Genomic DNA, 14579 nt, shown 5'->3' with positions numbered 1-14579 from the left:
CTTCGTTCCTTCAGTAACCCCGCACGGGGTCGACCACGTTGGTCAGTGCCTCACCACTCCGGTAACGTTTCAGGTTTTCGCAAAACATCTTGACCGATTTCTCCGCCCAACCGTCATAAACCGACGAACAGTGCGGGGTCAGGATCACATTCTCCATCGCCCAGAGCGGGCTTTCCTGCGGCAGCGGTTCCTGGGCAAAGACGTCCAGCGCCGCGCCCTTCAGCCGTCCGGTCCGAAGTGCTTCGATCAGCGCCGCCTCATCGCACACTCCCCCGCGGGAAACGTCGATCAGAACGGCGCCGGTCTTCATCGCGCCGAATGCCGCGGCGTCGACCAGCCCGCGCGTCGAGGGCAGAAGGGGTACGCAGACCAGGATGAAGTCGGCGCGCGGCCAGAGCCGCGAAAGCGCGTCCAGCCCATGCACTTCGTCGAAATTGGGCGTGGGCTGTGGACGCGCGCGGACGCCCAGGACCGACATCCCCATGGCCTTGGCCCGCATGGCCGCCGCCTGCCCTGTCTTGCCCAACCCCAGCACGAGAAGCGTGCGCCCCCCGATCGGCGTAACCCTGCCGTCGATCCAGCGCCGTTCGGCCTGCGCGCGGGCAAAGCCTTTCAGGTCCAGCGAAAACGCCAGCGCGGTGCCCAGTACATATTCTGCCATCATGTCCGCAGCGACGCCGGCGGCGTTGGTCACCGTCACATGCTCGGGCTTCCAGGGCATCAGGTGATCGCATCCCGACCCGCCCACCGAAACCCATCGAACCTTGGGGCTTTCCACAAGAGCCGCGCGGGGAAAGCCGGGACCGCCCCCGAAGCGCACGGAATAGACGACATCGGCGCCGCTTTCGGCCAATGCCGCCGACAGCCCGTCGTAGCTTTCGCAGGTCGCGATGGTCAGGTCGGGATGATGCGAGACCACGATCGACCGCGCCGCGTCTGGCAGGTCGGTGTGCAAAAGCACCACTGGCTTGCCGTGTTTCATTTTCTTGCTCCGGATTGGTACAGCCTTGGTACGACGCACGGGCTTCGGATGTCGATGCAAATCGGCCGTGGGAGCGCAAGCCGCGGTTACGGACGGAAAGACCGTGCCATCAGCGGCGGAATGCGGCCGGGCCTCAGGACAGCCGCTCAGCACCGCCCGGACCGATCGCATGGGCTGCGAGGTGGCGGTAGAACGGACGGTGATGATCCAGAAGCGCGCGCAGGCGCGGTTCGGTCCGCGCGAGATCGTCGAACTTGCGTTCCTGCTGGGCGATCTCCTCGGGGCTCAGCGGCCGGATACCGCTGGCGCGGCTGACATCCCCATGCCAGCCACCGACCTGCGCCCAGTCCTTTGGAGGCTCGCGCTGCCAATCGAAAGCCGCGGAAACGTGCTTCAGGCCGATCCGCTGCCACAGCGCCCCGATCACGCCTTCGGGGTCGGCGCGCACGTCGTCGGCCACGATCACCGGGGGCGTCTGCCCCCTGGCCGCAAGGGCATCGAAATGGTGGGCCTGCGCCTCAAGCCCGATCTCTTCCAGCGTAAGATCGGGGTCGAGCTTGTGGTAGGAGGGGATCGAGGCGATCGGGTCGCGCACAAGAAAGACATTGGTCAACCGGGCCGAAAAGTCCGTGTCGGCCAGGATGTGCGGATAGACATAGTAGGACATATCCTTGAAAAAGACCGGCGCCTTTCGGGCGCGGTCCAGGATCATGTCGCGGATCGCCTCATAGCTTGTCGGATGGTCCTTCTGCACCTCGAAATGCGGCATGATGCGGACCCGGCGGTGAACGTAGTAATCGTACATGAAGGGTTCGTGCAGGCTGTCCAGATCACCGCGTTCACGCATGATCCGTTCCATTGCGGTGGACATCGACCGGGGATGGGACCAAAGCGCGATGATCGGGTGGTCTGTCATGCCTTCATCCTTGTGTTGGCCGGATCGTAGGGCGCGGTTTCCAGCACGCGGACCGGCTGCCGCCGACCCAGGATCTCAACGCTCAGACCATCCCGCAAGCCCCGTTCGCGCAGATAGGCCAACGCCAGCGCCTGCCCCGTCCGGTGACCCCACGCGCCAGAGGTGACGACGCCCACCGGCCTGTCTTGGTGGAACAGCGTGTGGCTGTAGAACGGATCGACACTGTCGGTTTCGACCGAAAGCAACACCATTTCCCAGCGGCCCGGCTCGGCCTTGCGCCGCAAGAGCGCCTCTTTCCCGATGAAATCCCGTCCCTCCGGCCGGATCAGGCCGCCCGCGCCGGTTTCGGCCGGGGTGCGTTCGGTCGTGAAGTCGCTCCCCCACGCCCGGTAACCCTTTTCCAGCCGCATGGAATTCATGGCGTAGGCGCCGAAAAATCCGATCCCGTGCGGTTTGCCCGCCGCCTCCAGCGCGTCGAAGAGCGCGGGACAATCGGCGCGCCCGGCGTGAAGCTCCCACCCAAGCTCGCCAATGTACGAAACGCGCAGGGCACGGACTGCGACGCCTGCGACGGTGATGTCCCGCACAGCGAGCCAGGGAAATCCGGGTCCCAGGTCGGCGTTTGTGAGCGAGGAAAGGATCGCGCGCGACTTCGGCCCCATCAGCGCGATCACGCCCATTTCCTCGGTCACATTGGAAAGGCGGACTTCGAAGCCCGCCGCGCGCGCGCGCAACAGGTCTTCGTCCATTTCCTCGGCCGCGGCGGCGGAGGTCAGGTAGAAAAGGTCTTCGGCCAGCGCGGATACGGTGAATTCGCACGCGGTCCCGCCTGCGGGCGTCAACGCATGGGTCAGGCCGATTCGCCCGACGTTGGGTGCGCGATTGGCGCCCAGGGCGTCGACGAAGGCGCGCGCGTCGGCGCCCGACACCTCGAACTTGGAAAAGACGGACAGGTCGGCAAGGCCCGCGGCCTGTGCCACTGTCCTGACCTCGTTCGCGACATAGGGAAACCAATTGGCGCGGCGAAAGGTCGGCACGGCCTGGTCGCCCGACCGGTCGGAAAACCAGTTCGGCCTCTCCCAGCCGTGCGCGGCCCCCATTACCGCGCCGCGCGCAAGCATCCGGTCATGCAGGGCCGAAAGCCGCTTGCCGCGCGCGGCGGGCCGCTCCTCATGTGGATAGTGGACGCCGAACTGCAGCCCAAAGCATTCGATCGCCTTCTTGACCCTGTAGTCGCGGTCGGCCCAGGACCCGAACCGGCGACTGTCGACGGCCAGCGCATCCATGGGCGGCGCGCCGTGCGTCATCCAATGAGCCAGGAACCAGCCGGCGCCGCCGCCCTCCATCACCCCCATCGAGGACCCGGTGAGCAGCCAGGCGTTCGCCAGCCCGTGCGCCGGCCCGATCAGCGGGTTGGCGTCGGGAGTGAAGGTTATGGGCCCGTTCACGACCGATTTCACGCCCCCCGTTTCCAGCGCCGGTATCCGCGCCATCGCCGCCGCGATGATGTGCTCCACCCTGTCCAGATCGGGCGGCATCAGTTCGGCCCCGAACTCGGGCGGCACGCCGTCGATCGACCAGGGCTGGGCGTCCCTTTCGTAGGGGCCAAGGATCAGTCCGTCACGTTCCTGGCGAACATACCAGCTTTCCTCCGGGTCGCGGATCATGGGCAGTTCCGGCAGGCCCGCCGCGATGCGGTCGGCCACCGCGGGGATGGTGTCGGTGACAAGATACTGGTGCAGGACCGGGACCGAGGGGATGTTGAGCCCCATCATTTGCCCGACTTCCCACCCCCAGGTGCCGGCAGCATTGACGATGTGGCGGGCGTTGATCACGTCCCGCCCGGTCTCGACCCGCCAATGGTCGCTCTCGCGTCGGATCGCGAGGACAGGATTACGGCGCAGAATCGCCGCCCCCCTTTCCCGAGAGACCTTCGCCATGGCGTTTGTCGCCAGCGTCGGGTCCACATGGCCGTCATCGGGCTCATAGATACCGCCCAGGATGCCGTCGGTCCGTGCCAGCGGATGCAGCGCCGCAACCTCATCCGGCGAGGTCAGAAGGCGCAGGTCGTAGCCGGTGAATTTGGAAAGCCCCGCGACATGGGCGAATTCGTCCATCCGGTCGGGGTTTGACGTGATGCGCATCGCGCCCGAGCGATGGAAGCCGCAGGTCCCCCCCGTCTCTTCGGGCAAGATGTCACGGTATAGCCGAACCGAGGTGGCGCGCAGTTCCTGGATTGTGGCGTTGTGTGCGAAGTGCGTGCACAGACCCGCCGCATGCCAGGTGGAGCCATGCGTCAGGTCGTTCTTTTCGGTCAGGACGACATCCGTCCAGCCTGCCTTGACCAGGTGGTACATCAGCGACACGCCCATCGCACCGCCGCCGATAATCAGTACCTGTGCGTTCAGCGTCATGCGCGCATCCGTTCGCCTGCGGGATCGAACGGCGGCCTTTCCAGCACCCTGGCCGGGCAAAGCCGCCCCGCGATCTCGATTTCAAAGTTCCTTGCCGCCGTGTCGGCGGGTCGTTCGCCGGCACTGACCGCGATCATGCCAAGGGCCAGCGTCTTGCGGGTACGGGCGCCCCGTGCGCCCGAGGTCGTCATGCCGACGACCGCGCCATCTTCGCGGATCGGTTCGTCGTGCAGCATCAAGGGATCGCCTTCGACCTCGAACAGATGCAGTCGGCGCTTCAGTCCCTCTGCCCTCTGCCGTTCTAGCGCGGGTTTGCCCAAGAAGTCCTTGGTCCAGTCCACGGTGAACGAAAGCCCTGCCTCAAGCGGCGTGATCTCTGGCCCAAGGTCGTGTCCCCAGTGGCGATAGCCTTTCTCGATGCGGCAGGCATCGAGGGCATAGTGCCCCATGGGACGAGCACCAAGAGCGAAGAGGGCGTCGAAGACGGGCACGCGGCTGGCGACCGGAACGGACAGTTCCCAGCCAAGCTCGCCCACGAAGCTGACACGTGTCGCGCGGCAGTTATGGCCAACCACCGTAACCGCACGCGTGGCGGCAAAGGGGAAATCGTGCCAATCGTCGGGCGAAAGCCGGGTTAGCAGGTCGCGCGATCCCGCCCCCATCACGCCGATCACGACCTCGTCCTCGGTCGCGTCCCCGATCGTCACGCCGCGCCCGGCGCAGGACCGGCGCAGCCAGGCCAGATCGCGCCAGCGCGTCGCGGCGCCCGAGGTCACGCGAAAGCGGTCGGGCCCGAACCGCGAGATGGTCACATCCGCCTCGATCCCCCCCTTGGCATTCAAGAGCGGGGTGTAGACGGCACGCCCCACCTCAACGTCCAGGTTTCCCGCGGCCAGAAACTGCAGGGCGGACAATGCTTCGGGGCCGGAAACGTCGAACTTGCCGAAGGGCGACAGGTCGACCAGCGTGGTTCCGGTGTCCATCACGGCCGCCTCGCGGTGCACGATCTCTTGCCATGGCTGTTCGCCGACCGAATAGGGCAGATGCCGCTCGCTCGCGTCGGACGCATACCACAGGCCGCGTTCCCACCCCGCCGTCAGGCCAAAGACCGCCCCCGCCGCAGCCCAACGGTCGTGAAGGGCGGACTTGCGCAGACCGCGGCCCGCCTTGCGCTGCTTGAAGGGCCAGTGAATGGCAAAGACATCGGCCACGGCCTCTTCCATCCGGGTCTGGACGTGGGCCGATGCGCCGGTCAGCGGATCGACGCGGGCGATGTCGACCTCCCACAGGTCGATGGGGGCGGCGCCCTCGATCATCCAGTCCGCCAGCACCCGCCCGATCCCGGCCGAGGACATGACACCGACCGAGTTCATGCCGGCGGCGACGAACAATCCGTCCACTTCGTTCGTCTGCCCGATAAGGGGCTTTGAATCGACGGTAAAGCTTTCCGGCCCGTTCATGAAATGCTGGATGCCTGTGCTTTCCAGCGCGGGGATCAGCGACAGGGCCGCGTCCATGAAGGGCGCGAACTGATCCCAATCCTCGGAGAACTCAAGGAACGGTCTGCTCCCGTCCGGCCCGTGGGGATCCCAGCACTTGGCGTGGGGCTCGAAGCCGCCGATCACCAGCTTACCGGCATCGCCCTTGACATAGATCCCCCGGTCCAGATCGCGCAGGACCGGGTAGGGATGCGGCAACCCGGGCATCGGTTCGGTCACGATGTACATGTGTTCGACCGCTTGAAGCGGCAGCGCGACGCCTGCCGCGTCGGCCAGCCGCTTGGACCAGGCCCCGGCGCACAGCGCGACGCGGTCTGCCAGGATCTCGGACCCGTCGGCCAGCCGCACACCCTTGGCGCGCCCGCCTTCGACCAGCAGCGCCGCGACTTCGGTGTTTTCGCGTATCTCCGCCCCCGCCGCCCGCGCGGCCTTGGCATAGGCCATGCACAGGTCGACGGGATTTACGTTCGCATCCTCTTCGACCCGAAGCGCCCCCACGATCCCGGTCGTATCCAGGCCCGGAACGCGCAGGTCCACGCCCGGCACGACCGTCGGGGTCAGTCCGAAATGCCGACCAAGCGCCGCGATGCGCGAAAGTTCGTCCATACGCGCCTCTTCGCGCGCAAGCCAAAATCCGCCCGTCCGGCGATAGCCCGTGGACAGACCGGTCTCTTGCTCCAGGCGCGGGAAAAGCTCTCCCGCGTACATCGCAAGCCGCGTGAGGTTGGGCGTGGCACGCAGCGGTCCCACGATTCCGGCCGCGTGCCAGCTGGTGCCCGAGGTCAGCTGGTTCCGCTCAAGCAGCACGACGCCCTGCTGGCCGAGGCACGTCAGATGATAGGCCAGGCTCAGGCCGATCGCGCCACCGCCGATGATGAGTGTTTCTGGCATCTGACGCCCAATGGTGAGTTTCCGCACCACTGATCCCGCGCAAGGGGCATTGATCAAGCCCGCCTGCACAATATTAAAGTTTCTAATGAAGAACAGGGCCTTCGCCAGATTCGGAATCGTCCGGCACGGGCGCCCCTACCCAATCAGGTGAGGCAGAATGCCGGACTCAAAGAATTCTGACGTGAAATCAAGCCACTCACCCGACTTCAACCTGTTTCGCGCGGTCGAGATCTTCATGGCCGTGGCCGAGATGCAGCAAGTGACAACAGCGGCGCGGGCGCTTGGCATGACGCAATCCGCCGCATCGCAACACCTGAAGAATCTGGAAACCGCGTTCGGCGTGAAATTCATCGACCGCTCGCACCGCCCGGTCACGCTGACCCACGCGGGCGGCATCCTGCAGCGTCACGGTTTCCGCATCCTGAACGAGATCGAGGATCTGAAGGCCAACATCCGTCGCCTGAACGCCACGACTTTGCCGGTCCTGCGCATGGGGCTGCTGGCCTCGATCGCGACGACGCTGACACCCGGCCTTTTCGACTTCGCGGTCAATGAGCTGGGCGTTCCCGAACTGATCCTGTCGGCGGGCCTTGCCATAGACCACAGGTCAGCGCTGAACGCGCGCCAGATCGATCTGGCCGTGACATCGGAACTGGTCCAGAGCGACATCGACGATCATGTGATCCCTGTTCTTGACGAGTCATTTTACCTCGTTCTGCCAGAGTCTTACGACGGAGACCCCGCGGATATCGAGGAAATCTCCGCACGCCTGTCGCTGGTTCGTTTCGGCGTCGCGACGCCCGTGGGACGGCGCACCGACCAGCATCTGCAGCGCTGCCGTCTGCATTTCCCCCGCGCGATGGAGGCGGACCGCTCCTCGATGGTCGTCGCCGGGGTCGTGACGGGAAAGTGCTTTGCGATCCTGACCCCCTCGCTTCTGATCGACGCCGTTGCCGAGGGAATGAAGCTGCGGATCGAACCCTTGCCCTTTCCCGGTTTCCGGCGGCGGATCCAGGTCGTGACGCGAAACGGCGAACACGAGGAAATCGCCAAGGCCCTGGCCCGGCAATGCGCCCAGATCCTGCGGACGCATTTCGCGATGCGCTTTCCTGCCATCGCGGGCGAAGTGGACTATCATTTCCCCGCGCTGGCCGATCCGGCCCAAGACTAATCGGCATCATTAGTAAATACGATGCTTCACGCCGCCACTAGGCGGAGCGCAAAACCGCTGCGTAGATTATCCCCGACAGCGCCAGAAGCCGGGATGCCGATGCAGCACGATCAAGATGCCAAGGACCGGCGCGGAACCCGCCGGGAGGGCCGGAGCGAAAAGATCAGGGCTCGGACCGCGCGCAACGCGATTGCAGCGCCCTATACGATCAGGCGCATCGGCCTTGTCAGCCTGATCGACGATGAGTCGATCGCGATCATCGAACGCAACGCCGACCGGATTCTCGACGAGATCGGGATGGAGTTCCGCGGCGACGCCGAGACTCTGGATCTGTTCCGGCGGCATGGCGCCCGCGTCGATGGCGAACGCGTCCGCTTCGATCCCGGATGGTGTCGCGACAAGATCAGAACTGCCCCGCGCGTCTTTACCCAGCACGCCCGGAACCCCGCCCGGTCGATCCAGGTCGGGGGCAACGCGCAGGTCTATTGCCCGAGTTTCGGCCCCCCGTTCGTCTACGATATCGAGCGCGGTCGGCGCTACGCGACGATCCAGGATTTCCGCGACATCACGAAGATCCATCACCAGCTTGCGGCGGTCAATCACTCGGGCGGCGTGGTGGTCGAACCCGTAGACCTGCCGGTGCCCGTGCGCCATCTGCACATGGCGCACGCCCATCTGACGCTGAACGACAAGCCCTTCATGGGGGCCGTGACCGCCCCCGAGCGGGCGCGCGACACGATCGAGATGTGCAAGCTCGCGATGGGTGCCGAGTTCGTCGAGAACAACTGCGTGCTCTATTCCGTCGTCAACACCAACGCCCCGCTGGTGATGGACGAAACCATGCTGTGGGCGCTGAAGGAATACGCGAAGGCCGGGCAATGCACTGTCGTGTCGCCCTTCGTCCTTGGCGGCGCGATGTCGCCCGTCACGATCGCCGGTACGCTTGCGCAGGTCCTGGCCGAGGTCCTGGCCTCGGTCGCGCTGATCCAGCTGATCCGCCCGGGTGCGCCCGCCGCCTTCGGGACGTTCTTTTCGCCCATATCGCTCAAGACCGGTGCGCCGACCTTTGGCACGCCCGAAGGCACGCAGTTCCAGATGTGTGCCAAGACACTGGCCGACCGGCTGGGTCTGCCGTTTCATTCCGTCGGCGCACTGACCGCATCCAAGGTGCCCGACGCGCAGGCGGGGTACGAAAGTCAGGCGCAGCTGATGGGCGCGGCAATGGCGGGCGTCAACTTCATCATCCACGCGACCGGCTGCCTGGAGGGGCTTCTGACCACGGGCTACGAGAAGATCGTGATGGATGCCGATCGTTGTTCCGCCATGATGCGCTTCGTGCAGGGCGTGGATTTTTCCGAGACCGCGCAGGCCATGGACGCGTTTCACGAGGTGCCGCCCGGCGGACATTTCCTGGGCGCCGCGCATACGCAGGCGCTGTTCGAAACCGCGCTCTGGATGGGCGACATGTCCGACAACGGCACCTACGAACAATGGAGCGCCGAGGGCGCGCTGTGGGAACACGAGCGTGCGGCGCTGAAGGTCAGGAAGCTCTTGCAGGATTACGAGGCGCCCCAGATGGACATCGCCGTGCGCGAAAGCCTTGACGATTTCGTCGCCCGCCGCACCCGAGAGATAGAGGGAGAGACCGCATGACACTGCCTGTCGACTGGAGCCTTGAGGGCACCGCGCGCCGCCGCGACAGCTACTATGCAGCGAGCCAGAGCAAGTTCGTTCCGTTCGAAAAGCCGATGATCTTCCGCAAGGGGTCGATGCAGTACCTCTGGGACGAGGCGGGGAAGAAGTATGTCGATCTGCTGGGCATGAACGTCTGTGTCTCGGTCGGCCATTCGCATCCCGTGGTCGTCAAGGCCGCGGCCGACCAGGCGGCGGAACTGACCCATTGCACGACGATGTTCTACCACCCCGTGCCCGCGCACCTGGCAGAGGAACTGGCGGCGACCATGCCAAAGGGGCCGAAGGGCGACATCGAATGGGTCGTGCACTTCACCAACTCGGGCTCCGAGGCCATCGATCTCGCCATGGTGATGGCGCGCAGCTACACCGGCAACCTTGACCTTCTGGCGTTGAGGAACGGCTACCACGGTCCGACCTCGGCGGCGCAGTCGATCACGGGGATCGCGGCGTTCCGCCACCCCGGCATGCCCGGAAACGTCGCCTTCGTCGCCGAGCCGAACCAGTATCGCGGCATCTTCGGGTCCGGTGCCCAACCCTATCTGGACGAAATCGAGCGGACCATCGCGGTGGCGACCACGGGCCGCGTCGCAGGGATCTTCGTGGAATCCGTGCAGGGCTATGGCGGGATCGTGGAAATGCCGCCCGGTTACATGTCGGGCGCGGCCGAGCGTGCGCGTGCGGCGGGCGGACTTTACATCGCGGACGAAGTGCAATCGGGCTTCGGGCGCACCGGCGATCACATGTGGGGGTTCGAGGCCGACGGCGTGATCCCCGATATCGTGGTCATGGCCAAGGGCATCGGCAACGGCTTCCCCCTTGGCGCGGTGGTGGCGCAGAAGCGCATCGCCGCGCCAATGGCTGAAAAGTTCATGTTCCACACCTATGGCGCCAATCCGACAAGCTGCGCGGCTGGCCGCGCCGTACTGCAGGTTCTGCGCGAAGAGAAGCTTCAGCAGAACGCGAAGCAGGTCGGCGGTGCGTTGCTTGAGCGGTTGAACGATCTGAAGCAGCGTCATCCGGTCATCGGCGACGTCAGGGGCCGCGGGTTGATGCTGGCGATCGAGATGGTTCGCGACCGCAAGTCCAAGGAACCCGACCCGCAAACCACAGCCGCCGTGTTCGAACAGTGCCGCGAAAGCGGGCTTATCCTGTCGAAATCAGGCCCCACGCGGTCGACACTTCGGATGGTGCCGCCGCTGTGTCTGGCGATGGAGGATGTGGACAAGGTGGCCGATGGGCTGGATCGGGCCTTCACCAATGCGAACTAGCGAAAGCCCACTTGGCCGGCCCGGCCTAGCCTGCCACGGTCACCAGCCTCTGGCGACCCAGGCCCTCGACGCCCAGTTCCATCACGTCACCCGGTTTCAGGTAGGTCGCGGGCGACTGTCCCATTCCGACGCCGGGTGGTGTGCCGGTGGCGATGATGTCGCCCGGATGCAAGCTCATGAATTGGGACAGGTGCGAGATCACGGTCGCCACGCTGAAATGCATCGTGCGGGTTGAGCCGTCCTGATACCGGTGGCCGTTGACCTCAAGCCACATGGCCAGGTTCTGCGGATCGGGCACTTCGTCGCGCGTGACCAGCCAGGGGCCGATCGGGCCGAAGGTGTCGGCGGACTTGCCCTTCACCCACTGGCCCGAACGGTGCATCTGAAAATCCCGTTCGGATAGGTCGTTGACGACGCAGTAGCCCGCGACGTGGTTCAGCGCGTCTTCCTCGGAGACATACTTGGCGGTCTTGCCGATCACGACGCCCAGTTCGACCTCCCAATCGGTCTTGACCGAGGTGCGCGGGATCTCCACGGCGTCGTTGGGTCCGCAGATCGCCGATGTGGCCTTGAAGAACACGATCGGCTCCTCCGGAAGCTTCATTCCGCTTTCCGCGGCGTGATCGGCGTAGTTCAGGCCGATGCAGACGAACTTGCCGACATGCCCCACGCAGGGCCCGATGCGGGAGTTCCCCGAAACCAGGGGCAGCTTATCCGGGTCCAGAGCGCGAAGCGCCTCAAGCCGGTCATCCCCCAGCACCGCCCCCGAGATATCCTCGAACACGCCCGAAAGGTCGCGGATATTCCCTTCGGAATCGAGCATGCCGGGCTTTTCCTGTCCCGCGAACCCGTAGCGCAGCAGTTTCATGGTGCCTTCCCGTTCTTTGCCTCTGGGCCGACAGGGATGACATGCGATCGGCCGGGGGTAAATCGGCAATCTGCGCGATCGGCGACATGGGGTCCCTGCTGGCCGCCACTCATCCGGCGCGGCTTGAAAGATAGTCGACCATCCCTTCGCAGCTTTCGATCTGCGGATGGTCGGACTCGGGGATGTCGATGTGCAGCGCCCCCGCAAGAGCCGTGACAAGGTGCATTTGTGGAATCGGGTTTGATGATCCGGTCCTGTTCCATCGCTTGAGCCTCTGGTTGATCACGGCGACTTTAGGGAACAGGGCACCGCCGCAGGTGAAGCCGATCAATCCGGGTCGGCGTCCTTGGCCCGCGCGCCGGCGGTTCCGGGACCAAACCGGATCAGTATGCTTGTTTCCCGCAACTCTTCTGCCGGGGCGCCGCGATCGCGAAAGGAAACTCACGCTTGATCGGGGTCAGTGCGACGCGCCCCTTCCGCGCTAGACTGGACAAGGTTGGCGGAGGACAGACATGCGGTTCGGCATCTTGATCACTACGCTTCTGGCGACCTGCGTCGCGGCATCGCAGGCGCTTGCCGGTCCCGAAACGGAGGCGCTTGGCGGGGATCTCTACATCGGCGGCTCCGGCACGGCCCGCTCGATCGAGGCGGATCGCGATGTCTTTGCCGGAGGCGCTTCGCTCAGGCTGGACGGGACCGTCGCGCAGGATTTGCACGCAACAGGCTTCGACCTGGAAATCGAGACGCGGACGGAGGGCGATCTCTACGCTGCAGGCGGCGCGATCACGATCCGGGCCGAAACCGGCGGCGATCTTTCCGCAGTCGGGTTTTCGGTGCGCACCGCCCCCACGGCCACGACAGGCGGAAACGCCCGCCTGGCGGGCGGAACCATGACCATCGAAGGGCCGGTTTCCGGGGCGCTTGTCGCCTCGGGGGCCGAGATCATCCTGGATGCGCCGATCGAGGGTGATGTCTGGCTGGCGGCAAGGACCATCACCTTTGGTGAGGCGGCGCGCATCGGCGGACGCCTGACATATTCCGCGCCGGACGAAATCGACATTCCCGACACCGTCCTTCCCGCCGACCGCATCACCTACAGCAGGCTTGAGGGGCTGCGGGTTCTTGAAACGGCAAGGGACGCCTGGCGGGATCACGGCTACCCGATGGTTCCCGCCTTTCTGTCGGTCTTCGCCGGCTTCGTCGTGATGATCGCGTTTCTGATCGGCCTTGCCGCAGTCTGTCTGAGCGCCTTTCCCCGGCAGGTCGACAGATTGCGCCAACTGGCCGACGGCAGGCCCGCGCTCACATTGCTGGCCGGCATCGCGGGCCTGTCGATGCTGTTCGGGCTTGCCCCTGTCGGCGCGCTGACGGTCGTGGGGATCCCGCTTGTCCCGGTCGTGATGCTTGCCATCGTCGTGGTCGGCACGCTGGGCTACGCGCTTGGGGTTCATATCCTGGCCATGCGCTTGGGGCCGCTCTTCCGCGTCGATCCCGAAGAGGGGCTTTGGCACAAGCTGGGGCTGTTTGCCGCGACGCTGTTGATTGCCTGTCTATTGAACCTGGTGCCGGTCATCGGCTGGCTGATCAACTACGCTCTCGTCCTGTTAGGCGCGGGCGCGCTGACGCGAGCTTTGTTCGGCGGACCGCTTGGGGGTGCGGGCGCCACGACGGTGCTGGGCGGCGCGCGCAGAGGCGCCTAGCGCCAGCCTGAAAGGAGAATGCCATGTCCGCCAAGGGACTAGAGGTCATCGATCACACCGTCCAATTGACGCACGAATGGATCAACGAATTGACAGGGAGGGCATCCTGGGCCAGCCATCGCGACGCCCTGCGCTTGCTTCGGGTGACGATATCGGCCATCCGCGATCATCTGCCCCATGACGAGGCTGTCCAGTTCGCGGCACAGATGCCGCTGCTGATCCGGGGCATGTACTTCGAGGGCTGGCGGCCCTCATGTACCCCGTTGCCCGAGAGGGATGCCGAGGGCTTCCGCGCCCGGATCGAAAGCGAGGTCGGATCGGTGGCAGAATACGCCGGCCCCGAGGATATCTCGGAGGTTTTTCGCGTGTTGAACGGCCGCATCTCGGCTGGCGAAATAGCGCAGGTCAGGGCGGCGCTTCCCAAACCCATACGCGATCTGTGGCCCGCACCATGAAACGGTGATCACCCTCCCTCGGCGACGGATTTCATTCGTGGCATGTCGAGGATGAGCATCGTCTGCGCCCCGTCCAGCGCGATCAGCCTGCTTTCGCGGAACTGCGTGATCGTCCGACTGACGGTTTCCGGTGTCAGCCCAAGGTGATCGGCGATGTCCGCGCGGTTCATCGAAAGCCGGATCAGCCGGCAGGCCCCCGCACCTTCGCCGATGCGATGTTCAAGCCAAAGGATGAACGCAGCGACCTTTTCAGCCGCCGATCTGCGCCCAAGCATCAGGAAATGGTCCTGAAGCGCCCGGATTTCCTCTAGTGCGGCAGCCAGAACGCGGGCGTGAAGGCCAGGCTTCTGTTCAGGGGGCGCGGCAGGATCGTAGCGGTGCGCGATGACCTCGACCGGCGCGACCGCAACGCATTCCGTCGAGTGGCGCCCGTCGACCGGAAGACCGACGATATCTCCGGGAAAAGCGAAAGCCACCACGTGTCGGCGGCCGTCTTGTTGAATGCGCGTCAACCGAAGTGAGCCGAAAACAACTTCGTATACAAAAACCGCGCGATCCGCTTCGTAGAATAGGTGCTCTCCCTGACTCAGATATCGCCTGAAACCGTCGGCGCCCTCATTTTTGAGTGCGGTTTTCGGCTTCAATGCCGAATGGACCGAACGGAAATGTCCGGATGCATTCTCAAACATGACGGCCCCCTTGATCACTTGGGCCATCATG

Annotated in this window: 11 protein-coding genes; 5 read left to right on the top strand and 6 right to left on the bottom strand. The window is 65.0% G+C overall.

Annotated elements, in window-relative coordinates; genetic code table 11:
- Positions 1 to 10: 10 nt before the first annotated feature.
- The 4 genes from OEW28_RS07210 to OEW28_RS07195 all read right to left on the bottom strand — a co-directional run bounded on the left by OEW28_RS07210 (position 11) and on the right by OEW28_RS07195 (position 6702).
- On the bottom strand, positions 11 to 982 hold the full coding sequence (locus OEW28_RS07210) for a D-2-hydroxyacid dehydrogenase (protein ID WP_263734024.1): 972 nt from the start codon (positions 980 to 982) through the stop codon (positions 11 to 13).
- 133 nt (positions 983 to 1115) lie between these two features.
- Positions 1116 to 1898: a sulfotransferase-like domain-containing protein gene (locus OEW28_RS07205; protein ID WP_263734023.1), complete on the bottom strand. Its 783-nt coding sequence runs from the start codon at positions 1896 to 1898 to the stop codon at positions 1116 to 1118.
- A complete protein-coding gene (locus OEW28_RS07200) occupies positions 1895 to 4312 on the bottom strand; it encodes a GcvT family protein (RefSeq protein WP_263734022.1) in 2418 nt (805 codons plus the stop codon). Before OEW28_RS07200 ends, OEW28_RS07205 begins: the two co-directional genes overlap by 4 nt.
- Positions 4309 to 6702 (bottom strand): GcvT family protein, encoded by a 2394-nt coding sequence (locus OEW28_RS07195; protein WP_263734021.1) that lies wholly within the window; start codon positions 6700 to 6702, stop codon positions 4309 to 4311. The genes OEW28_RS07200 and OEW28_RS07195 overlap by 4 nt, the downstream gene beginning before the upstream one ends.
- A 157-nt stretch (positions 6703 to 6859) precedes the next feature.
- Between OEW28_RS07195 and OEW28_RS07190 the strand changes: the two genes are divergently transcribed.
- The 3 genes from OEW28_RS07190 to OEW28_RS07180 all read left to right on the top strand — a co-directional run bounded on the left by OEW28_RS07190 (position 6860) and on the right by OEW28_RS07180 (position 10836).
- Positions 6860 to 7873, top strand: coding sequence for a LysR family transcriptional regulator (locus OEW28_RS07190; protein ID WP_263734020.1), 1014 nt, complete (start codon positions 6860 to 6862; stop codon positions 7871 to 7873).
- Positions 7874 to 7972: 99 nt separating this feature from the next.
- The gene (locus OEW28_RS07185) at positions 7973 to 9526 is read left to right on the top strand and encodes a trimethylamine methyltransferase family protein (protein ID WP_263734019.1); all 1554 of its coding nucleotides are present in this window, start codon (positions 7973 to 7975) and stop codon (positions 9524 to 9526) included.
- Positions 9523 to 10836: an aspartate aminotransferase family protein gene (locus tag OEW28_RS07180; protein ID WP_263734018.1), complete on the top strand. Its 1314-nt coding sequence runs from the start codon at positions 9523 to 9525 to the stop codon at positions 10834 to 10836. The genes OEW28_RS07185 and OEW28_RS07180 overlap by 4 nt, the downstream gene beginning before the upstream one ends.
- A gap of 25 nt (positions 10837 to 10861) precedes the next feature.
- Here OEW28_RS07180 and OEW28_RS07175 read toward each other — a convergent pair whose 3' ends face one another.
- The gene (locus OEW28_RS07175; protein ID WP_263734017.1) at positions 10862 to 11704 is read right to left on the bottom strand and encodes a fumarylacetoacetate hydrolase family protein; all 843 of its coding nucleotides are present in this window, start codon (positions 11702 to 11704) and stop codon (positions 10862 to 10864) included.
- Between the two features lie 512 nt (positions 11705 to 12216).
- Between OEW28_RS07175 and OEW28_RS07170 the strand changes: the two genes are divergently transcribed.
- Complete coding sequence (locus OEW28_RS07170; RefSeq protein WP_263734016.1) at positions 12217 to 13404, top strand: hypothetical protein; 1188 nt, start codon at positions 12217 to 12219, stop codon at positions 13402 to 13404.
- Positions 13405 to 13427: 23 nt separating this feature from the next.
- Positions 13428 to 13859, top strand: a complete 432-nt coding sequence (locus OEW28_RS07165; protein ID WP_263734015.1) for a DUF2267 domain-containing protein — start codon at positions 13428 to 13430, stop codon at positions 13857 to 13859.
- A gap of 8 nt (positions 13860 to 13867) precedes the next feature.
- Here the strand turns inward: OEW28_RS07165 and OEW28_RS07160 are convergent, their stop codons facing one another.
- On the bottom strand, positions 13868 to 14548 hold the full coding sequence (locus OEW28_RS07160) for a helix-turn-helix domain-containing protein (protein ID WP_263734014.1): 681 nt from the start codon (positions 14546 to 14548) through the stop codon (positions 13868 to 13870).
- Positions 14549 to 14579: the final 31 nt, after the last annotated feature.

Source organism: Albidovulum marisflavi, assembly GCF_025751435.1.
Taxonomy (GTDB): Bacteria; Pseudomonadota; Alphaproteobacteria; order Rhodobacterales; family Rhodobacteraceae; genus Albidovulum; species Albidovulum marisflavi.
Note: the sequence above shows the minus strand (reverse complement) of the source record. Positions and strands in the feature narration are given on the sequence as shown.

Excerpts from the sequence above, each read along its gene's own strand:
- OEW28_RS07210 (WP_263734024.1), bottom strand. The coding sequence starts at position 982 with ATGAAACACGGCAAGCCAGTGGTGCTTTTGCACACCGACCTGCCAGAC.
- OEW28_RS07205 (WP_263734023.1), bottom strand. The coding sequence starts at position 1,898 with ATGACAGACCACCCGATCATCGCGCTTTGGTCCCATCCCCGGTCGATG.
- OEW28_RS07200 (WP_263734022.1), bottom strand. The coding sequence starts at position 4,312 with ATGACGCTGAACGCACAGGTACTGATTATCGGCGGCGGTGCGATGGGC.
- OEW28_RS07195 (WP_263734021.1), bottom strand. The coding sequence starts at position 6,702 with ATGCCAGAAACACTCATCATCGGCGGTGGCGCGATCGGCCTGAGCCTG.
- OEW28_RS07190 (WP_263734020.1), top strand. The coding sequence starts at position 6,860 with ATGCCGGACTCAAAGAATTCTGACGTGAAATCAAGCCACTCACCCGAC.
- OEW28_RS07185 (WP_263734019.1), top strand. The coding sequence starts at position 7,973 with ATGCAGCACGATCAAGATGCCAAGGACCGGCGCGGAACCCGCCGGGAG.
- OEW28_RS07180 (WP_263734018.1), top strand. The coding sequence starts at position 9,523 with ATGACACTGCCTGTCGACTGGAGCCTTGAGGGCACCGCGCGCCGCCGC.
- OEW28_RS07175 (WP_263734017.1), bottom strand. The coding sequence starts at position 11,704 with ATGAAACTGCTGCGCTACGGGTTCGCGGGACAGGAAAAGCCCGGCATG.
- OEW28_RS07170 (WP_263734016.1), top strand. The coding sequence starts at position 12,217 with ATGCGGTTCGGCATCTTGATCACTACGCTTCTGGCGACCTGCGTCGCG.
- OEW28_RS07165 (WP_263734015.1), top strand. The coding sequence starts at position 13,428 with ATGTCCGCCAAGGGACTAGAGGTCATCGATCACACCGTCCAATTGACG.
- OEW28_RS07160 (WP_263734014.1), bottom strand. The coding sequence starts at position 14,548 with ATGTTTGAGAATGCATCCGGACATTTCCGTTCGGTCCATTCGGCATTG.